This is a genomic window from Ferrovum sp. (assembly GCF_027317285.1).
Taxonomy (GTDB): Bacteria; Pseudomonadota; Gammaproteobacteria; order Burkholderiales; family Ferrovaceae; genus Ferrovum.
Genome location: NZ_DAHVHV010000002.1, coordinates 59871 through 78991, shown reverse-complemented (window position 1 = coordinate 78991; position 19121 = coordinate 59871). Strand labels below are relative to the sequence as shown.

The window sequence follows — 19121 nt, the reverse complement described above, 5'->3', positions numbered from 1 at the left end:
TCATGCGCATCGGCGTGGTGGCAGGGGAGGCGTCCGGAGACATGCTGGGGGAGGCCTTGATGAACGCCGTGCGCCAGCGTTACCCTGAGGCAATTTTTGAGGGGATTGCAGGTCCGCGCATGCAAGCCCTGGGGGCACGCTCTTTGTTTCCCATGGAGTCCTTGTCGGTGCGGGGTTACTGGGAAGTCTTGCGTGCCCTCCCGCGCCTGCTGTGGATCCGCTGGCAGTTGCGGCGCCATTTTCTCCGTCATCCGCCGGATCTTTTTGTGGGCATCGATGCGCCTGACTTCAATCTGGGCCTGGAGAAAGCACTCAAGGATGAATGCATTCCCACCTTGCAGATGGTGGCGCCTACGGTCTGGGCCTGGCGTGCAGGGCGGTTGCCTGGAATTCGTGCGGCAGTCTCCGGCATTCTCTCCATTTTTCCTTTTGAAGCACCGATTTTCGAGCAGGCGGGCATTCCGCTGACCTACATTGGCCATCCCCTGGTGCACCGTCTGCTTCCGCCGAACCGGGCTCAGGCTCGCGCGGCATTGGACCCCGGCTGGTCTGGACCCTGGATCGCCTTATTGCCGGGCAGTCGAATTTCGGAACTGGACTATCACGGACGCCTGTTTCTGGAGACGGCATTGCGTCTCCGGCAGGATTTTCCGCAACACCGTTTTGCCGTTCCGTTGATCAACGCGGGAACCCGGGCTTGCTTTCAACGATTGTTGCGCGAACCCGCCTACGCTTCCCTGCCGGTAACGGTATTTGAAGAAGATGCCCCCCGCATTCTCGCCGGCGCCGAGGTGGCTCTGGTGGCCTCCGGTACCGCAACGCTGGAAGCCGCCTTGCTGGAATGTCCTCAGATTCTGACCTATCGACTGTCCGGACTGACGGCTTGGCTGGTGCGCCGCAAGGGTGTGAAGGGATTCGTGGGACTCCCCAATATCATTCTGGGCCGCGCCGTGGTTCCCGAGATCTTGCAGGAGCAGGCGACTCCTGATCGTTTGGCCGAGGAACTGGGCAATTTGCTGCGGGACGCCGAGCGTCGTGCAGACATGCGCCGCTCCTTTCAGGAGGTGCGCCAAAGGTTGCAGGCAGATACCGTGAACGCCCTGCTGCGGGGGGTAGAGGGGGTATTGACGCATGCGCCCTGATTTTTGTTACCGTGTCCGGGATGTTCTGCCCGAATTTCCTGCTGGCGCCTGTGGTGTGGATGAGGCCGGACGAGGCCCTCTGGCGGGTCCGGTGCTGGCGGCCGCCCTCATTCTGCCCGCTGGCGTGGAACTGGAGGGGCTGAGGGATTCAAAATTGTTGAGCGCTTCCCAGCGCACCCGTCTGGCCGCGGAAATCAAGGCGGTGGCTTTGAGTTGGGCCATCGGCGAGGCTTCTGCGCCAGAAATCGATGCCCTGAATATTTTGCAGGCCACGCTATTGGCGATGCAACGGGCCTTGGCAGGGTTGGCTCAGGTCCCAACGGAAGTCTGGGTGGACGGGCTTCATGCGCCCTCCTTTTTCAGGCCCAGTCGGGCAGTGGTCAAGGGGGATCAACGGGTCGTCAGCATCTCTGCCGCTTCCATTCTGGCCAAAACAGCGCGGGACGCGCACATGATTCGCCTGGCCGACCATTATCCGGGCTATGGTTTCGAGCAGCACAAGGGCTATGCCAGTGCGGCACATCGTGCCGCGCTCCAGCACCAGGGGCCCTGTCCCGAGCACCGGCGCAGTTTTGCTCCGGTGCGGGCGCTGCTGCCATGAAGGCTGTTCGTTCCCCTGCCTTGCGCCTGTGGGGGCGCCTGGCAGAGTCCACCCATGTTCGACGCAGGGAGCGGCAAACGGTACTGGAAGGGGTGCATTTGCTGCAGGGTTACCAGGCCAAGGGGGGGATTCCCCTGCATTGGTTCATCCGCGCGAGCGTCGCGGCAGATCCGGAAGTCTCCGCCCTGAGAAGGCATTCCCTGTGGCCGGAAGCCGCAGTGCTTGCCGATGATCTATTCGACGAATATTCTTCTCTTCAGTCGCCCGGTGGGGTGGCGGCGCTGATTTCCTGGCCTGCTGCGCCCGCCTCCTTCCCCACGGAAGAATCCTGTCTGGTGCTGGATGGGTTGCAGGATCCCGGCAACGTGGGAACGCTGCTGCGCTCTGCGGCAGCGGCAGGCATGCCGACCGTGGTCTGCGCCTCAGGGACCGTGCAGGTATGGTCTCCCAAAGTGTTGCGTGCGGGAATGGGCGCGCATTTTCAACTGACCCTGCACGAAGGCGCAGACCTGCGAGACTGGTTCCCCTGCTACGCCGGGACCATTCTGGGGGCAGAGCGCGAGGCTTCCCGCGCCTACGATGATTTTGATCTCACGGGGACGGTAGCGTTGGTGATCGGGAATGAGGGGGCCGGATTGACGCCCGACGCCCGGAAGTTGCTTCATGACCGAATTCATATTCCCATGGCTACCGGGGTGGAATCCCTCAATGCGGGGGTGGCGGGATCCATTCTGCTGTTTGAACGACAACGTCAGATACGTGCCGGCAAGAAGGGAAGACAGGAGCAGCAGGAATGAAACGGATCACATTGCTGGGCTGTGGGTTGATGGGGGTCCCCGTGGGGAGACGTGTGCTGGAGGCAGGGTATGCGCTGACGGTGTGGAATCGCACCCCGGAAAAGGCGGCTCCTCTCTGCGCGGCTGGCGCCCTTTGGGCCCCTACCCCGCAGGCTGCCGTGGGTGAGGCGGAAGCGGTGATCCTGTTGCTGGCCAATGGTCCGGCGGTCACGGAAGTGCTGGTGCAAGTGGAAGACGCATTGCCTGAAAATGCGCTGTGGCTGGACATGAGTTCCATTCCCCCGGAAACCGCCCGGCAGCACGCCCAACGTTTGGAGAAACGTCAGGTATGGGCGCTGGATGCACCGGTTTCAGGCGGAGTTCTGGGGGCTGCCGAGGGGAATCTGGCGATCATGGTGGGTGGGGACCCAAGGGGATTTGAACGAGCCGAAGAACTCCTGGGGCACCTGGGTCGAGCGACCCGGGTCGGCCCGGCGGGGACCGGCGCGCTGGCAAAGTTGGCCAATCAGATGATCGTGGGCGTGACCATTGGGGTCGTTGCTGAAGCATTGCTTCTGGTTGAGGCGGGGGGCGCGAATCCTGCTGCCGTCCGGCAGGCCATCCGGGGGGGATTTGCCGAAAGTCGGGTGCTGGAGGTTCATGGGGACCGGATGATTCGCCAGGATTTTACGCCGGGGGCCCATGGTCGGACCCAACTCAAGGATCTCGCCAGTGCGCTGGACAGCGCGCATGCGCTGGGGGTGTCTCTTCCCCTGACCCAATGTGTGACCCAACTTTACCGAACTTTTGTCGAGGAGGGGGAGGGCGGCGAACTGGATCACAGTGCGTTGTGGTTGGCCCTGCGTGCCTTGCGTCCCGCTTGAAGGCCGGATTCGGACAAAACCCCTGGGCTTGGCTATAATCGAAACTTTGAAAACGATTTTTTGCTTAACCCCCCGGTGGGGGTTTGACCCAGACGGAGAAATTGATGGAGACGACTGCAACCCCAACCCCTGACCAAGCCCAAACCCTGAGTGGTGGGCAGATTGTCGCAAAAATGCTCAAGCAGGAGGGGGTCAGGCATATCTTTACCATCTCCGGCGGTCACATCATCGATATCTATAATGGCTGTCTGGACGAGGGCATCCGCATCGTGGACGTTCGCCACGAGCAGGTGGCCGCCCATGCTGCCGATGCGGCGGCACGGATCACGGGTACGGTGGGGTGTGCCGTGGTGACGGCAGGACCTGGAACCACCGACGCCGTGACGGGGGTAGCCAACGCTTTTCGTGCGGAAAGCCCCATGTTGCTGATTGGCGGTGGCGGGCCCCTCAAACAATACCGCATGGGTGCGTTGCAGGACTTGCCCCATGTGGCCATGATGACACCCATTTCAAAATTTTCTTCCACGGTCATGACCACGGAACGCTGCGCGGAAATGATGGGGCAATCGATTCGCGAGATGTTTCATGGCGCACCGGGGCCGGGATATCTGGAGATTCCCCATGATGTCCTGGATGCGCGAGTGGAGGTGTCGAAGGTCAGGATTCCGGTCAATTACCGGGTCAAGGGGGAGTTCATCGGAGATCCCAACGAAATTGCCCGGGCTGCCGAGGCCCTGGCCCGCGCCGAGCGCCCGGTCGCCCTGTTCGGCACGCAGGCACGTACCTGTCGTGCCCATGAGGCCATCGACCGCTTCGCCCGGCACTTCAACATGCCCATTTATGTGAATGGTGCGGCACGCGGGACTTTGCCACGCACTCACCCCTATGGTTTGATGTCTTCCCGCAAGACCGCTTTTGATCAGGCCGATGTCATTCTGCTGGCGGGGACGCCCCTGGATTTCCGTATGGGATACGGGCGTCGACTCAATCCCAAGGCGACCATCATCATTCTCGACATGGATTATCGCAATGTGGGGTATAACCGGGACTTTGACATCGGTCTGGTCGGGAACATTCGTGCGGTGGTGAATGCCCTGTGTGACGCCTCTGCCGGGGATACGGCCCGCCGTCATGACCCTTTTCTCGATCTGTTGCGGGCGGAAGAGGCCAAATCCCAAGGCAAGAACCAGGCCATTATCGACGCCAATGCCACTCCCATTCATCCCATTCGTCTGGTTCACGAAATCAATGAATTTTTGCTGGAGGACACGGTGTACATCGGTGATGGCGGAGACATTGTGACTTTTTCCGGATCGGTGGTGCGACCCCATAAACCCGGTGGGTGGATGGACCCGGGTCCTCTGGGAACCCTGGGGGTGGGGACAGGGTTTGCATTGGCTTCCCGATTGTTGCAGCCCGAACGTGACGTGGTGGTGTTGTTTGGAGACGGGTCCTTTGGTTTGACCGGTTTTGACTTCGAGACCATGGTGCGTAATAAATTGCCCTTTGTCGGCGTGATCGGCAACAACGCCTCCTGGAACCAGATTCGTTATGGACAGGCCCGGAAGTATGGGGCAGAGCGGGGCGACGTGGGCAATATCCTCGAAGATGTGCGCTTCGATCGCTTTGCCGAGTCCATGGGAGGGTTCGGGATTCGGGTGACCGATCCGGCAGACATTCGACCGGCCCTGGAAAAAGCCAGGGATTCCGGAAAACCGGCCCTGGTGGACGTGGTGATCGACCGCGAAAAGTATTCCAGCGGAACGATGAACCAGACCATGTACAAATAATCGCGGGAGACAGGGATTCATGGACAAAGCATTGGCAGGTGTACGTATCCTTGACATGACCCATGTTCAGGCTGGGCCCACGGCGTCCCAACTGTTGGCCTGGCTGGGGGCGGATGTGATCAAATTTGAACCGCCGAGCGGTGATATCACCCGGGGACAGTTGCGCGATATTCCAGGGGCGGACAGTCTGTATTTCACCATGCTCAACTGCAACAAGCGGTCGATCACAGTGAACATGAAAAATCCGGCTGGCAAGGAGGTTTTTGAGGCCCTCCTGCAGGAATGCGATGTCATCATGGAGAACTTTGGCCCCGGCGTACTCGATCGGTTGGGCTATAACTGGGAGGCCATCCATGCGAAGAACCCGCGCATCGTCATGGCTTCCATCAAGGGATTCGGTTCTACCGGTCCCTATGCCGAATTCAAGGCCTACGAGAACGTGGCTCAGGCCATGGGGGGGTCCATGAGTACCACGGGATTCAATGACGGACCGCCTCTGGTCACGGGAGCGCAGATCGGGGATTCGGGGACCGGATTGCATCTGGCCATCGGGATCCTGGCCGCACTCAATGCGCGCCACCGGACCGGGCGCGGTCAGTTTGTGGAAGTGGCCATGATGGATGCGGTCATGAACCTGTGTCGGGTCAAGTTTCGCGACCACCAGCGTTTGACGCGCGGGGCGCTGCCCGAGTACTCGGTGCCCACGGAAGGAAACGAGGCAACGCCCCGCAGCGGCAATGATTCGGGGGGAGGACAACTGGGGAATGCCATTCGCTGCAAACCCGGAGGCCCCAACGACTTCATCTACGTGGTGGTTCAGGAAGTGGTTTGGGATGCTCTGGCACGCCGGATCGGTGGGGAGGCGTTGGTCACGGACCCGCGTTTTGCAACGTTGACCGAACGGCGTAAAAACCAGTCACAGATGTGGCAGATTCTGGAAAATTTTGCGCTGGGTCATACCAAACGGGAATTGATGGCTTTGTTCAATGAACTGGATGTGCCCTGTGGTCCCATCATGAGTACCCAGGATCTGGCTGAGGACGAGCATGTCCGGTTGCGTGAGATGTACGTTCCGCTCGATCATCCGGAACGGGGGCCCTGGCATAACGTCGGAATGCCCATCAAGTTGTCCAACAACAAGGTGGACATCACCCGTTCTCCCCTGCTGGGGGAGCATACCGATGAACTGTTGCAGGAAATCCTGCAATGGTCGCCCGAGACCATCGAACGTCATCGTCAGAATGGAGCCTTCAACAAATGAAAGTGGTGATCATTGGACAGCAGGATTTCGGCAAGGCTGTACTGGAAGCCTTTCTGGCCCGTCAAGACGAAGTGGTGGGCGTGTTTTGCGCGCCGGAGAAGGAAGGAGCCAGGCCCGATCCTTTGCGGCAGGCCGCACAGGAAAAAGGGCTCCGGGTCATTCAACTGCCCAGTCTGAAAGCCCCGGAAGCCATCCAGATCCTGCGTGAACTGGCCCCGGAAATCGGGATCATGGCTTATGTGCTGCAATTTGCCCCCCAGGAATTTGTTTCCGTTCCTACCCACGGGATGATTCAGTACCATCCTTCCCTGTTGCCCCGTTATCGAGGCCCCAGTTCCATCAACTGGCCCATCCTGCGCGGAGAGAGGGAAACCGGTCTGACCATTTTCCGTCCCACCGACGGGCTGGACGAGGGGCCCATCATCCTGCAAAAAAAGGTCCCCATCGGCCCGGAAGATACCCTGGGTTCGGTGTATTTCGACCATCTTTTCCCCTTGGGCGTACAGGCGTTGCTGGAAGCTGCCGATCAGGTGGTGGCGGGGACGCATCAGGAAGTGGTGCAGGATGAGGCGCAGGCCAGTTACGAAGGCTGGTGTCGGAGTGCTGAGGCCGAGATTCATTGGGCGCAGCATGTGACGGTCATCCACGACCTGATTCGGGGGTGTAACCCGGCTCCGGGCGCCTGGACCTTGCTGGGCGGAAAGAAACTTCAGATCTTTGAGGTCCGCAAGCATCTGTTCCGGACTTTTGGCGCGGTGCGGGGTAAGGTCGGGGAAATCTCCGGAATGACCGATCAGGGATTTCTGGTGACTGTTCAGGGGGGGCAGATTGAAGTTCTGCGCGTAAAACTCGAAGGGGGCAAGAAAGTGGACGCGCGGCCCTTTGCGGAAGAGCAGGAACTGCAGGTCGGAACGCGCTTGGGGGGCTAGTTGAGGAGGGGGGAGAACAAATCCAGAATGACCTGGCCCAGGGTTTCCCAGGGGTCTCCGTGGCCCAGTCCCTTGATCAGTTGATCTACCTCGGCAGCACCCTGAAGGGCTCGAGCGCAGGCGCGACTGCTGGTTTTCTGGGAAAAACGTTCGAGCAATGGCCGGCGTTCCCCCCATAGACGGGCTTCCTTGAAGGTTGACGGAGACGGGGTTCGTCCCTCTTCACGAGTGCGGCACAACAGGTACGCCGCGCGCCAGTCTTCGCTCAGGGACCAGAGTACCAGAGGCAGGGCTTCGCCTTCCTGATTCAGGGAACGCAGGAGCAAAAGCATCTGGGCTCCGTTGCCCTGGCTCAGGGCGCGGGTCAGATCCGTCAGGGTATGACGGCTCATGACCATGACGGCGGACTGCACTTGTTCCAGGGTCAGGGGGCCGGTGGGATAGAGCAGGGAAAGTTTGGCGATTTCCTGGGCAGTGGCCAGAAGATTTCCCTCCGTGCAGTCTGCCAGAAACTCCAGGGCTTCGGCGCTGGCCTGGCAGGGGCCCAGGCGCTGGGCAATCCATTGGGTGAGTGCGCTCCGGGGTACGGGTTGGGTTTCCGTCCAGAGGGCTTTGGTTTGCAATTGGCTCAGCCAGGCGGCTTGGCGCGTCCGGTAATCCAGTTCGGACAGGAGGATCAGGAGACGTTTGTCCGCCTGCGGCGCGTTCGCCAGTTTCTCCAGTTGCCGGATCCCCTCGGGGCCCGGTTTGCCACTGGGGATATGGATCTCCACGGCACTTCGTGAACCAAACAGGGAACCGCTGTTCCAGTGCAGGTCTACTTCGGCCCAGGAAAAGCGCGCTTCCACGGTCCAGACTTTGCGTTCCTCGTAGTTCTGGGCGCGGCAGGCCCGTCGCCAATGGTCCTGACATTCCAGGGAAAGAAAGGGTTCGGAACTGATCAACAGCGTGAGCGGCGGAACCTGACGGCTCAAATGGGTGGGCCACTGCTCGGGGGAGAGACGCATGCTCAGTGGGCAGCAGTGCCCAGGGCGGGATGCAGGGCAAGAACGCGGTGCAGCAACTGATGGACCAGATCGATCTGCATGTCGTGGGTGAGTAATTGCTGTTCGGCGGGTTTGCCCAGAATCTGGATGACGTTGTAATTGTACAGACGGGTGACCGTCAGGGTAGAGGGTGGTATCAACTCATTCCCGAGATTGTCCGACGCGCGATAGGATAAACGGGCGTAAAGGGTATATTGGGAAACGGTGCCCTCTGCATTGAGGGTCAGGATCTGCTGGGTGTTCTGGATTGGAGAGAGAGTCAAAACGACGTCGGCTTTGTCCGACTGCTTGACCAGGGTAATATGGGTCTGGTGCAGAATCTCTAGCTTGAGTTCCTGGTCAGCCACGTCCCCCATTTTGCCGTCCACATACAGGGTGTGGAATTGTGCCTCGGGGAGACCGCGCAAATGAAAACCGCAGGCACCCAGCGTGAGGGGAAAAAGGACGAAAAAAATGGTCTTCCACAGTCCTGAAAAATGGGGTGTGAGGGGGGCAAGTAAGCGCATTCAGAGCACGATATTGATCAGTCGTTGAGGGACCAGAATGATCTTGCGCGGGCTGTTGCCCGCCAGGAATTTTTCAACGACTGGGTGGTTCAGGGCCATTTTTTCGATCTCTTCCGCGGCCAGGTGGGTAGGGACAGAAAGCGTGCCGCGCAATTTCCCGTTGATTTGCAGAACGAGTTCCACGGATTCGCGTTCGAGTGCCCGTGGGTCGGGGGTGGGCCAGGGTTCGTCCAGGATGGATTCGCCAAAGCCGAGTTGTTGCCAGAGGGCATCGCTGATATGCGGCGTGATGGGGGCCAGGATGCGTAACAGAAAAGACAGGCCTTCCTGAGCCAGAGAGTCGTTGACTCCGGCAATTTTTTCCAGGGCGTTGAGCATTTTCATGGCCGCCGAGGTGACGGTATTGAACTGCTGACGTTCCATGTCGTGGGTTGCCTGTTGCAGCAGGCGATGGACCTCATGGCGGACATGGGGCGTTTCGAGGGTTTGTCCGGCATGGGCCACCTGTCGTCGGGCCTGATATTGGGCGGCAAAATTCCACAGGCGCTTGAGAAAACGGTGAGCCCCCTGAACCCCGCTGTCCGACCATTCCAGGGACTGCTCCGGCGGGCTGGTAAAGATGATGAAGAAACGGGCCGTATCGGCACCGAAGGTATCGATCAGGGCCTGGGGATCCACGGTATTGCCCAGGGACTTGGACATCTTGCTGCCCTCCTTGAGGACCATGCCCTGGGTCAACAGCCGGGTGAACGGTTCATCGGTCCGGATCAATCCTTCATCGCGGAGTAACTTGTTGAAGAATCGGGCGTACAACAGGTGCAGGATGGCATGTTCCACGCCCCCCACATACTGGTCGACGGGCAACCAGTAATCGACCCGTTCATCCAGCATGGTCAGCGCATCGGGGCAGGCGTAGCGGGCATAGTACCAGGAGGATTCAAAGAATGTGTCCAGGGTATCGGTTTCACGCTCGGCAGGTTTTCCGCAGGTCGGACAGGTCGTGGCGCGAAAGGAGGAACTTTGTTTGAGCGGGGAACCCGTGCCGGAAAGGGAAACTTCTTCGGGAAGGACGACCGGAAGTTGATCTTCCGGGACCGGGACGGTTCCACAGGAAGGGCAGTGAATCAGTGGGATGGGACATCCCCAGTAGCGTTGGCGCGAAATTCCCCAGTCGCGCAGACGAAATTTGGTCTGGCGTCGTCCACTGTTCAGGGCTTCCAGAACCAGGGCCATTTTTTCCCGGGCATCGGCAGAGGTGCGCCCATCAAAATCCTCGGAGTGACAGAGAACGCCATCCTCCGTAAAGGCAGCGTCAGAGGGGGCTTCTCCCGTGACTGGGCGGATCACGGTTTTTGAGGGCAGTCCGTGGTCGCGCGCAAATTCATAATCCCGCTGATCGTGGGCGGGAACCGCCATGACCGCTCCTTCGCCATAACTCATCAGGACGTAATTGGCCACCCAGATGGGGAGGTGCTGCCCGGTCAGGGGGTGAATGGCCTGCAACGAGGTAGGAAAGCCCTTTTTTTCCTGGGTGGCCAGATCGGCCTCGGCCACGCTGCCCTGGCGACATTCCACCAGGAAGGCAGCCAGCCGGGGGTCCTGCAGGGCGCATTCCTGAGCCAGGGGATGTTCGGCGGCAATGGCCAAATAAGTGACGCCGTAGAGGGTATCGGCACGAGTGGTAAAAACCTTCAGATCGGTTGCGCGGTCAGTCAACTTGAAACTGAGGGTGACGCCTTCGGATCGTCCGATCCAGTGACGTTGCATGGTTTTGACCTGTTCAGGCCAGGAGTCGAGGCGCTCCAGATCCTGCAGCAACTCTTCGGCATAGGCCGTGATGCGCAGGTAGTACATGGGGATATCGCGCTTTTCCACCAGGGCTCCCGAGCGCCAGCCGCGTCCCTCGATGACCTGTTCGTTGGCCAGAACGGTTTGATCCACGGGATCCCAGTTGACGGTGCCGGTTTTCTGGTAGATCAATCCTTTTTTGAACAGCCGGGTAAACAGCCATTGTTCCCAACGATAATAATTCGGGCGGCAGGTGGTGATTTCCCGTTCCCAGTCGATGGCCAGTCCCAGGGCCTGCAACTGACTCTTCATGGTTTCGATGTTTTGATAAGTCCACTCCGCAGGGGCCACGCCTTGCTTGAGCGCCGCATTCTCGGCGGGCAGGCCAAAGGCGTCCCACCCCATGGGTTGGAGGACGTTGAATCCCTTCATGCGGTGGTAACGGGCCAGCACATCCCCTAATGTATAGTTGCGCACATGTCCCATGTGCAACTTGCCGGAGGGGTAGGGAAACATGGACAGGCAATAATATTTGGGACGGTTTGGCAACTCGCAGGCGCGGTACCGTTGCATCCGGGTCCATGTCTCCTGACAGCGACGTTCGAGGGTGTGGGGATCGTACAAATCTTCCATGGCAGCACAGGTCAGGCAAAGGGACGATTATACTCGTGCATGGGTAAGGAAGGGGACTCCCGTATAATGCAGGGAATCAAGTAGGCGACGATGGCAATACCCATGGAAAATTTACTGGAAGGACTGAACCCGCAGCAACGGGAGGCCGTGACCTGGGATCAGGGGTCGGCCCTGGTTCTGGCGGGCGCCGGGAGTGGCAAGACCCGGGTTCTGACCACCCGGATGGCGTGGTTGATGGCGACGGGAAAGAATCGTCCCGAGGAGTTGCTGGCGGTCACTTTTACCAATAAGGCGGCGCGCGAGATGACGACGCGCTTGTCATCCATGGGGAACTGGCCCGTCCGCTCTCTTTGGGTGGGGACGTTCCACGGATTATGTCACCGCTTTTTACGTTTGCACGCCCTGGACGCGGGGCTGACGCCTCAATTTCAGATCATCGACAGTCAGGAGCAGTTGGCGGCGCTCAAGCGGGTCATGAAGGCGCTGAATCTTGACGAAGAGCGGGTGAATCCCCGTCAGTTGCAGCACTTTGTCAACGGGCACAAGGAACAGGGGCTACGCGCAGAGAATGCCGTGGTTTCCCATTCTGCACAGCGCCCCTTGCAGGAAGCCTATGCGGCTTATGAGGTGCAGTGCCAACGGGAAGGGACCGTGGACTTTGCCGAACTGTTGTTGCGTTGCGTGGAATTATGGCAACACCATCCCGTGTTGCGCGAACATTACCAGGCTCGCTTCAAAACCTTTCTGGTCGATGAGTTCCAGGACACCAATCCGCTCCAGTACCGCTGGTTACGTCTGTTATGTGGGCCGACCAGTACGGTATTTGCGGTGGGGGATGACGATCAGTCCATCTATTCCTTTCGCGGCGCGGAAATCGAGAATATGCGCCATTTTGAGCGGGATTACGGGGTGACCCGAGTTCTGCGTCTGGAACAGAATTATCGGTCTCTGGGGACCATTCTGGAAGCGGCCAATGCCTTGATTCAAAACAACGCCGGGCGGTTTGGCAAGACGCTCTGGACGGAGGGCGCGCAGGGAGAGCCGATCCGGGTCTACGAGGGAGAAACGGATGGAGATGAAGCCCGTTTCATTGCGCATACCGTAATACAGTTGCGCGAGCAGGGGACTCGTCTGTCGGACATGGTCCTGCTGTACAGGTCCAATGCCCAGTCCCGTGCGCTCGAGCAGGCCCTGTTTTCTCTCAACTTGCCCTATCGGGTGCACGGCGGGTTGCGTTTCTTCGAGCGCCAGGAAATCCGTCATGCCCTGGCCTATCTGAGACTGGCGGTTTCGGCGGATGACGACGCGGCTTTTCTGCGCGTGATCAATTTCCCCCCCCGAGGCATCGGGGCCCGCTCCCTGGAAAATCTGCAGGTCGAGGCACAGACGCTCCGCTCCAGCCTGTTCCAGGCGACGCGTGCCAGTTCCTTGACCGGCAAGGCGGGACAGGGCGTGCAACGCTTTGTGCAGGGAATCGACCAATTGGCGGAACGGATTCATCAGGGGCTGGACTTGCCCGGCGTGATCCAGGCCGTACTGGAGGTCAGCGGCCTCCTGGCGCATTACCGTCAAGACAAGGAGGGCACCGACCGGGTCGCCAATCTGGAGGAACTGGTGGCTGCTGCCGTGGCGTTCACCCAGGAAGAAGGGTCAGGGGACGTCCTGTCATTTTTGGCGCATGCCTCTCTGGAGGCTGGAGAACACGAAGCTGCGCCAGGGAGCGAAGCGATCCAGATGATGACGGTGCATGCGGCCAAGGGGCTGGAGTTTGAAGTGGTGTTTGTGGCAGGACTGGAGGATGGTTTGTTTCCCCATGAGAACGCCTTGCAGGAGGCTCGGGGCCTGGAAGAAGAACGTCGTCTGGCCTATGTCGCCCTCACCCGGGCCCGGCGTCAGTTGTATCTGACCCATGCCCAGAGCCGCGTGCTCCACGGACAGATGCGTTATGGCGTGCGTTCCCGTTTTCTTGAAGAAATTCCCGAATCCCTCTGTCATATTTTGAATCCACGCGCCAGAAGACCTGAACTTTCCTTTGGGTCACGGGCTCCCAGTTCTGTGCGTCCCCCGACTTTCTCCACAGAATCCACCCGAACCGGAAAGTTCCACATCGGACAGCGGGTTCGGCACGACAAATTTGGAGAGGGCGTGGTTCTGGCGCGGGAAGGTCAGGGAGATGAGGGGCGGGTTCAGGTAAATTTCAGGGATGTCGGCACGAAATGGTTGGCGCTGGCTTTTGCCCGACTGATTTCTCTTTGAGCCGCGGATTTGATCGTGTGCTTAATTTTTGGTGGGGGGGCATGATAGAATGGAGCGATCGGTTTCCGTATCCCTCTCTGGCGAGTGAATTCAAGGAAATGACACCATGAATAAATGGATGACTGGACTCCTGCTTGGTTGGCTGGTTCTTCCCGCCTGGGCACAGCCGGGGGATCCGGAAAAAGGCAAGGTCATTGCGGGTTCCATCTGCTATGCCTGCCATGGTCTGGATGGCGTCAGTCCGATCCCGACCCAGCCTCATTTGGCGGCACAGATTCCGGACTACGTGGTCAAGCAGTTGAATGACATGAAATCGGTCAACGGGGCTCCTCCCGCCCGGGATAATCCCATCATGGCCGGCATCGTGTCCATGCTCAGTGCAGAGGATATGCGCAATGTGGCGGCCTGGTATGCGATCCAGCCCCCCCATTTGACGCGCGCCAACGATCCAAAACTGGTGGCCATCGGACAGAAGATTTGGCGGGGTGGGGATGCGGATCGGGATGTGCCCGCCTGTTCCGGTTGTCACGGTCCCGCTGGCGCGGGGGTTCCTGCGCCTTATCCGCGTCTTTCGGGACAGTATCAGGAATATACCGAACTTCAACTGCAACATTTCAGGGATGGCACGCGCAGCAATGATCCTGACGCCGTGATGCGTTCCATTGCACATCGCCTGACCAATGAGGAAATCAAGGCCCTTTCGGACTACGCTGCGGGCGTGTATTGATCTGGACCTTTTTATTTGACCAAGTGGTTGCTTGATTCAAGGAGTTCACGGATGTTGGGTTTGCGGCAATGGGGTATGTTGGCCCTTCTGGTTTGGGCTGTGGCGACGTTTCTGGTTCTGCATCGGGGACCCTACGGGATAGAGGAAGAAGCCGCCAAGGCATTGCTGCTGGATTGGTCGGTGGCCGACCATGTGGCCAACTCCATCGTGACCCTGGGCGTTCCGGATTTTCGTGATCTTCTCTGGCTGCCTCTGGGATTCCTGTGGCCAGGGCAGGTCATGGCGGCCAAGGGGGTGATGATCGCCCTGGCTGCGCTCACGGCATGGGGGCTATACCGCTGGCAGTCCCTGGAAGGACAGGACGAGGCCGCTTTGCTGGCGACGGGATTATGGCTGCTGACGCCACTGACCCTGTTGCAGATCGATCATCTTTCGCCCGGACTGGGGATACTGGCTGCGTTCATGGGCGGATACTGGCTGGATCGTTCCTACCGGCAACGACCCCACGCATTGGGCGGACTGTATTTCGGGCAGTTGGGGCTGGTCGCCTTTGCCGTCAGCCTGCATCCGGTGGGGCTGGTCTATCCGCTCATCCTGGCTTGGACCTGGCATAAAAACCCGGTGAATTCCCTGCAAAAAAAATCCTTCTTCATTGGACTGACGGTTTTTTCAGGGATTTCGATTCTTCTGCGCTGGGGTTGGAGCGGCGTTCTCTGGTTCCAGAATCCGGTGCGCGACTGGGCCTCCTTTTGGCGTCATTTTCCCGGTTTTGAGCCCGAAGTCACGGCGACTGATTGGGGGGTAGGGGTTCTGATCCTGGCTCTGGTGCTTTGGGTCTGGTGGCACAAGCGGCAGATGCTCTGGAAAACATTGCTGGGCCAGTGTCTCTGGTGGGGGGTTCTGGTTTCATCCCTCAATGGGGATGCCACCTTTGCTCTGCTGGGCATGATCACGTTACTTTATGCAGGGATTCCGGCGTTGCTCGAATGGGGGGCCGGAAAAATCGGTTTTCTGGCTCAACGGGGCTGGGTCCTTCTGGGCGTTTTTCTGATCTCTACCCTCAGCATGCAGGATGACCGTGCCTGGTTCGAGTTGGGACAGGCACGTCAATTGACCGAACAGGATCAGTTGATCCTGACGCTCACCCAGACGGTGGAACACTATCGCACCGATGCAGAAACCCGTCATTTGCCGGATCCGCGTTTGCGGGTGGCGAGCCAGTGGCCGGCACGGACCATGCTGGCCTGTCGGTGCGATGCCTTGCCCCTACCCCCAGCCGCCAAGGATCCCGCTGCCCAACTGGTCATGATGAAAGGATTGACCCATTTGATCATGGCCCCCAAAACCCCGGCCAATCTGGGGTTGGCTCAGAACCTGTCCCTGCTGGGGAACGAAGTGGAAACCATTTCCCTGCAAGCCGGGGGGGTCGTTCTGCAGATCCGTACGCCCAACCTGGCACCTGCGGCACCGGCCCCGGTACTGGATGAGCCGCCGCCTCCTGCTCCTGGAGATCCCGTCAAATGAAAATCAGCCCTCGCGAAGCCCTGGTTTATGTGGTGGTGACTCTCAGTTCGCTGTTTCTGACTGCCTATACCGTGCATATGCTGGTGGGTGGCCTGATTCCGGCGGACAGGGAATACCACTACATGGGGCTGGCCTGTTCGGGGGTGGCGGTGGTGATCGGATTCATGGCCTGGGATGTGGTGCGTCGTCGGCGTTAGAAACGCCGGCGGGTTTCCCTCAGGTTCGAACGGCGTCTAGGGAAGAGGCGCCTTCTTTTTGGCAAAGAAATCCTGAAGGGACTGGTAATCCCGTTCAAGAGAAAACTGCCCTTTATGAAAAACGAATTGCAGGCGCTTGCCTGCTGCATCCAGTCCGGTCAATCCGATGGAACGGCCGGAATAATCACGATACACGTGGATATCCTTGAGTAGTTCGAGGCTCGTCCCGTTTTTCAGGTGGACACGCACGCAGGGCGCCTGGGGGTCGGCTTCCAGTCGAACAGGCGCCGTGGGAAGGCATAGAAGACGAGTCTTCAGCACCCGATTGGCCCCTGCAAACAGGAAAAAACAGGCCATGAACAGGAGCAGATAGGTAAGATTCGGGTTCGACGCGTACCAGGCATTGGCGGCAAAGGCACCCAGAGCGGAAACCGTGGGAACATAAAGCAACAGATCCCAGGTCATGCCTCGGGGATCTTTTTTCAATTCATAGGAGCGCAACATAGGGATCTCAGGGGGGCTGACAAATGGGTCGGCAGACCTCTTTACGGAAGGGAAGCCTGATGAGGGGCGGGTAGAACGGCTCGAATGGCTGCATCCATTTCCTGGTAAAGCATTGGGCCCGCCTGTTGATACCGGACGATTCCATGCGTGTCGATCACAAAGGTCCAGGGATCGCCCATCACGCGATAGGTTTTGAATGCTTCGGGGTTTTCATACTGGTCCATATGCAGAAACAGGACATTGGGCTGATATTTGTCAAGCATGGCCTTGGTGATTTGCAGTTGCCGATCGCAGACGGAACAATGACCGGGGGTGGCAAATTCGAGCAGGATGGGTTTTCCTGTGGCCAACGCCTGATCCAGCGAATACTGGTACATGCGCGGGTCAGGCTGGCGATAGGTGGTCATGCGACTGAGGTCCCCGCCGACATCGGCCAAGGTCTTGGTGGCCAGTCGAGGGGCCTGGGTCCCCAGGGCCAGCCCCAGGTCCTGCCGGTTGCAGCCTCCCAGGGCGACGACCAGGACGATCAGGGAATACCTCAATTTGGATTTCATGGGACGTCAGGCTCCGTGCTTGCCAGTCTTGAAGATATTATAGCCCCAGATGATGTTGGCCAGCAGAACCAACGTCCCGAAGAAGCCCACCCCACCCATCAGATGGGTGACGGTTTTTTCTATTTCCGGACCGGGGTCATAGCCTCCAATGCTGCCTGCAATGGAGAACAGGACCACCATGCCCATCAGACCGATGTTGTGCATCCAGAAATGGATTTTGACCAGTTTGAGGCTGTAAATCGGGCGATTGACCAGGCGCGGGACAAAGTAGTAGATGGCGCCGAAAATGGCCATTTCCACCCAGCCAAGCAAATTGATATGCCCGTGCGCCAGCAGGATGAGGTGACCGTGGGGGGCCGAATCCACGAACATGCGAAAGGCGGGAATCCCCCCCATCAGAGCTCCCCAGGAAAAACCGATGATGGCGTAGGTAATACAGGCATACACGAATAACAGGGTGAAGGTCGTGTATTCCGGGTCATCGATGCGTTGGTCAAAAGAGGCGGGTGAAGACATGCTCAGGGTTTCTCCTTCTGATTTTGACCTGCATCCTCGCGCAGATCGTGATATTCGGTTTTCCAGGAACTGGGAGCCCAGACCTTGACCATTTCATCCACGAATCCGGAGCGTTCCGGCATGGGCAGACGGGCATCCGCGGATCCTTGCGTGGCTTTCAACTCTGACAGAAACACGGCGATGGAATGGATTTCGTTAGCTGGCAAGGCGGCCACATAGGCTGCTGCTTTGTTCAGACCGTGGTCGACGGTTTTGGTTTCATAGGTGGACTCGGGTTTTTTCAGGAATGATTCGATGTAGTCCAGGGTATGTCGAGAGCCGATACCGTCCAGGCCAACGCCGTGATTGGTCCCGTTACGTACCGCTCGATGGCAGTCAGTACAGCCCCTTTCACGAAACAGACGGGAACCTACCTTCCCTTCCGCAGTGAAGTCAAACTGGGTGGTATTGGGGTACATGGGGTGGTTGAGGTGAGAGCGGTAGATTTCCAGCATCACAAAACTGGACACGGCAAAAACGACCAGCAGTCCAAAGATGCCGAACAATATCTTTTCGCCCAGTTTCAAGGAGTTGAATTTCATTAGTCAGTTTCCTGTCAGGTAAATAGAAAACCCGCGCGCTAAGCACGCGGGTTTCAAGCATACTTCCCCGCTTCGCTGACTTAAGCCGACGATGTTTACCGGGTAGTATTCGGGACGCGCGTGTTCCCTTCCGTGGTGCGAGGCGCCGTGGCCAGATAGGTTGCGGCATCGAGAATATCCTCGTCGCTCAACTTCTTGGCAATGGCACGCATCATGCCGTAAGGATCGTTGGCGCGGCTCTCATCCCGCCAGTTGTGCAACTGGTTGACCAGATAAGTGAACTTTTGTTCCCCGATGACCGGAAAAACTGGAGCTGCACCGCGACCGTTGTACCCGTGGCAAGACATGCAGGCCGAAACCTTGCCGCTGACGCCGTATTTGACCAGGATTTCACCCTTGTAACGGGTTCCGATGGGTTGGCCCCCATCCTTGATGGCCTGCATATCCGACAATTCCTTGGGGTCAAGAGGAAGAGAATTGACGTAAGCCGAAACATCCCGCCGATCCTGGGGGGTGAGTTGCTGTGCGAACAAAGGCATGACTGCCCCTGCCCCAGATGGGGTTCTCCGGCCTTCGGCCAGGTCCGTCAATTGCTTGACGATATAAGGAAAACCGAGATTGTTGAGACGGGGTGCCCCCATGGCTTCCGTTCCCCATCCTGTGGCTCCATGGCAGGTCATGCACGCCGGAGCGGCGCCTTTCCCTTCCGTGAAGATCTTTTTGCCGTTGGCTGGGTCGCCGTTCATGACCCCTTCTTCTTCAGCCAGAGCCGTCATGCTCACCAGAGCCGCGGCCACAGCCAGCCCGGATGTGATCTTAGTGAATGACTTACGCATTTACCCCCCTCCAGAATGACATTGAATGACAGGACAGTAGACAGGACCTACCGTTCCATGAACCCGTACT

General features: G+C 58.8%; 19 protein-coding genes. 11 read left to right on the top strand and 8 right to left on the bottom strand.

Annotated features, from left to right (window positions below):
* Nucleotides 1-2: 2 nt before the first annotated feature.
* From lpxB to M6F29_RS01270, 7 genes are all read left to right on the top strand, one after another.
* Nucleotides 3-1142, top strand: coding sequence for a lipid-A-disaccharide synthase (gene lpxB, locus M6F29_RS01300; RefSeq protein ID WP_298156761.1), 1140 nt, complete (start codon nucleotides 3-5; stop codon nucleotides 1140-1142).
* On the top strand, nucleotides 1132-1743 hold the full coding sequence (gene rnhB / locus M6F29_RS01295) for a ribonuclease HII (protein ID WP_298156760.1): 612 nt from the start codon (nucleotides 1132-1134) through the stop codon (nucleotides 1741-1743). The genes lpxB and rnhB overlap by 11 nt, the downstream gene beginning before the upstream one ends.
* Nucleotides 1740-2540 (top strand): TrmH family RNA methyltransferase, encoded by an 801-nt coding sequence (locus tag M6F29_RS01290; protein ID WP_298156756.1) that lies wholly within the window; start codon nucleotides 1740-1742, stop codon nucleotides 2538-2540. Before rnhB ends, M6F29_RS01290 begins: the two co-directional genes overlap by 4 nt.
* Nucleotides 2537-3403 carry an NAD(P)-dependent oxidoreductase gene (locus M6F29_RS01285; RefSeq protein WP_298156753.1) on the top strand — a complete coding sequence of 289 codons (867 nt, stop codon included), beginning with the start codon at nucleotides 2537-2539 and terminating at the stop codon, nucleotides 3401-3403. Before M6F29_RS01290 ends, M6F29_RS01285 begins: the two co-directional genes overlap by 4 nt.
* Nucleotides 3404-3507: 104 nt before the next feature.
* On the top strand, nucleotides 3508-5193 hold the full coding sequence (locus M6F29_RS01280) for a thiamine pyrophosphate-binding protein (protein ID WP_298156752.1): 1686 nt from the start codon (nucleotides 3508-3510) through the stop codon (nucleotides 5191-5193).
* 19 nt (nucleotides 5194-5212) lie between these two features.
* Nucleotides 5213-6454, top strand: coding sequence for a formyl-CoA transferase (gene frc / locus M6F29_RS01275; RefSeq protein ID WP_297478561.1), 1242 nt, complete (start codon nucleotides 5213-5215; stop codon nucleotides 6452-6454).
* Entirely contained in the window at nucleotides 6451-7383 is a 933-nt protein-coding gene (locus tag M6F29_RS01270) for a methionyl-tRNA formyltransferase (protein WP_298156750.1), read from the top strand. Before frc ends, M6F29_RS01270 begins: the two co-directional genes overlap by 4 nt.
* On the opposite strand, the gene holA is transcribed toward M6F29_RS01270, so the two are convergent.
* From holA to leuS, 3 genes are read right to left on the bottom strand one after another with little or no spacing between them, the layout of a single operon-like run.
* A complete protein-coding gene (holA, locus tag M6F29_RS01265; protein ID WP_298156747.1) occupies nucleotides 7380-8390 on the bottom strand; it encodes a DNA polymerase III subunit delta in 1011 nt (336 codons plus the stop codon). The genes M6F29_RS01270 and holA overlap by 4 nt on opposite strands.
* Before the next feature lie 2 nt (nucleotides 8391-8392).
* On the bottom strand, nucleotides 8393-8935 hold the full coding sequence (locus M6F29_RS01260) for an LPS-assembly lipoprotein LptE (protein WP_298156744.1): 543 nt from the start codon (nucleotides 8933-8935) through the stop codon (nucleotides 8393-8395).
* Entirely contained in the window at nucleotides 8936-11356 is a 2421-nt protein-coding gene (gene leuS / locus M6F29_RS01255) for a leucine--tRNA ligase (protein ID WP_298156742.1), read from the bottom strand.
* Nucleotides 11357-11458: 102 nt separating this feature from the next.
* Between leuS and M6F29_RS01250 the strand changes: the two genes are divergently transcribed.
* From M6F29_RS01250 to M6F29_RS01235, 4 genes are all read left to right on the top strand, one after another.
* Entirely contained in the window at nucleotides 11459-13612 is a 2154-nt protein-coding gene (locus M6F29_RS01250) for a UvrD-helicase domain-containing protein (RefSeq protein ID WP_298156740.1), read from the top strand.
* 106 nt (nucleotides 13613-13718) lie between these two features.
* On the top strand, nucleotides 13719-14339 hold the full coding sequence (locus M6F29_RS01245) for a c-type cytochrome (RefSeq protein ID WP_297486851.1): 621 nt from the start codon (nucleotides 13719-13721) through the stop codon (nucleotides 14337-14339).
* A gap of 51 nt (nucleotides 14340-14390) precedes the next feature.
* Nucleotides 14391-15863 (top strand): hypothetical protein, encoded by a 1473-nt coding sequence (locus tag M6F29_RS01240; RefSeq protein ID WP_298156737.1) that lies wholly within the window; start codon nucleotides 14391-14393, stop codon nucleotides 15861-15863.
* The gene (locus M6F29_RS01235) at nucleotides 15860-16060 is read left to right on the top strand and encodes a hypothetical protein (protein WP_297450718.1); all 201 of its coding nucleotides are present in this window, start codon (nucleotides 15860-15862) and stop codon (nucleotides 16058-16060) included. Before M6F29_RS01240 ends, M6F29_RS01235 begins: the two co-directional genes overlap by 4 nt.
* Before the next feature lie 36 nt (nucleotides 16061-16096).
* On the opposite strand, the gene M6F29_RS01230 is transcribed toward M6F29_RS01235, so the two are convergent.
* From M6F29_RS01230 to M6F29_RS01210, 5 genes are all read right to left on the bottom strand, one after another.
* Nucleotides 16097-16564, bottom strand: a complete 468-nt coding sequence (locus M6F29_RS01230; RefSeq protein ID WP_297450721.1) for a hypothetical protein — start codon at nucleotides 16562-16564, stop codon at nucleotides 16097-16099.
* A gap of 41 nt (nucleotides 16565-16605) precedes the next feature.
* The gene (locus tag M6F29_RS01225) at nucleotides 16606-17118 is read right to left on the bottom strand and encodes a TlpA family protein disulfide reductase (protein ID WP_297456021.1); all 513 of its coding nucleotides are present in this window, start codon (nucleotides 17116-17118) and stop codon (nucleotides 16606-16608) included.
* A gap of 6 nt (nucleotides 17119-17124) precedes the next feature.
* Entirely contained in the window at nucleotides 17125-17634 is a 510-nt protein-coding gene (locus M6F29_RS01220; RefSeq protein ID WP_297450729.1) for a cbb3-type cytochrome c oxidase subunit I, read from the bottom strand.
* Nucleotides 17635-17636: 2 nt separating this feature from the next.
* Entirely contained in the window at nucleotides 17637-18215 is a 579-nt protein-coding gene (locus M6F29_RS01215; RefSeq protein ID WP_297456025.1) for a c-type cytochrome, read from the bottom strand.
* A gap of 95 nt (nucleotides 18216-18310) precedes the next feature.
* Nucleotides 18311-19051, bottom strand: a complete 741-nt coding sequence (locus M6F29_RS01210; protein WP_298156733.1) for a c-type cytochrome — start codon at nucleotides 19049-19051, stop codon at nucleotides 18311-18313.
* Nucleotides 19052-19121: the final 70 nt, after the last annotated feature.

Bases quoted from the DNA above. Each gene is read 5' to 3' on its own strand.
- M6F29_RS01225 (WP_297456021.1), bottom strand. From the start codon at position 17,118: ATGAAATCCAAATTGAGGTATTCCCTGATCGTCCTGGTCGTCGCCCTG.
- M6F29_RS01210 (WP_298156733.1), bottom strand. From the start codon at position 19,051: ATGCGTAAGTCATTCACTAAGATCACATCCGGGCTGGCTGTGGCCGCG.
- M6F29_RS01230 (WP_297450721.1), bottom strand. From the start codon at position 16,564: ATGTTGCGCTCCTATGAATTGAAAAAAGATCCCCGAGGCATGACCTGG.
- frc (WP_297478561.1), top strand. From the start codon at position 5,213: ATGGACAAAGCATTGGCAGGTGTACGTATCCTTGACATGACCCATGTT.
- M6F29_RS01240 (WP_298156737.1), top strand. From the start codon at position 14,391: ATGTTGGGTTTGCGGCAATGGGGTATGTTGGCCCTTCTGGTTTGGGCT.
- leuS (WP_298156742.1), bottom strand. From the start codon at position 11,356: ATGGAAGATTTGTACGATCCCCACACCCTCGAACGTCGCTGTCAGGAG.
- holA (WP_298156747.1), bottom strand. From the start codon at position 8,390: ATGCGTCTCTCCCCCGAGCAGTGGCCCACCCATTTGAGCCGTCAGGTT.
- rnhB (WP_298156760.1), top strand. From the start codon at position 1,132: ATGCGCCCTGATTTTTGTTACCGTGTCCGGGATGTTCTGCCCGAATTT.
- M6F29_RS01260 (WP_298156744.1), bottom strand. From the start codon at position 8,935: ATGCGCTTACTTGCCCCCCTCACACCCCATTTTTCAGGACTGTGGAAG.
- M6F29_RS01285 (WP_298156753.1), top strand. From the start codon at position 2,537: ATGAAACGGATCACATTGCTGGGCTGTGGGTTGATGGGGGTCCCCGTG.
- M6F29_RS01270 (WP_298156750.1), top strand. From the start codon at position 6,451: ATGAAAGTGGTGATCATTGGACAGCAGGATTTCGGCAAGGCTGTACTG.
- M6F29_RS01250 (WP_298156740.1), top strand. From the start codon at position 11,459: ATGGAAAATTTACTGGAAGGACTGAACCCGCAGCAACGGGAGGCCGTG.
- lpxB (WP_298156761.1), top strand. From the start codon at position 3: ATGCGCATCGGCGTGGTGGCAGGGGAGGCGTCCGGAGACATGCTGGGG.
- M6F29_RS01235 (WP_297450718.1), top strand. From the start codon at position 15,860: ATGAAAATCAGCCCTCGCGAAGCCCTGGTTTATGTGGTGGTGACTCTC.
- M6F29_RS01245 (WP_297486851.1), top strand. From the start codon at position 13,719: ATGAATAAATGGATGACTGGACTCCTGCTTGGTTGGCTGGTTCTTCCC.
- M6F29_RS01290 (WP_298156756.1), top strand. From the start codon at position 1,740: ATGAAGGCTGTTCGTTCCCCTGCCTTGCGCCTGTGGGGGCGCCTGGCA.
- M6F29_RS01215 (WP_297456025.1), bottom strand. From the start codon at position 18,215: ATGAAATTCAACTCCTTGAAACTGGGCGAAAAGATATTGTTCGGCATC.
- M6F29_RS01220 (WP_297450729.1), bottom strand. From the start codon at position 17,634: ATGTCTTCACCCGCCTCTTTTGACCAACGCATCGATGACCCGGAATAC.
- M6F29_RS01280 (WP_298156752.1), top strand. From the start codon at position 3,508: ATGGAGACGACTGCAACCCCAACCCCTGACCAAGCCCAAACCCTGAGT.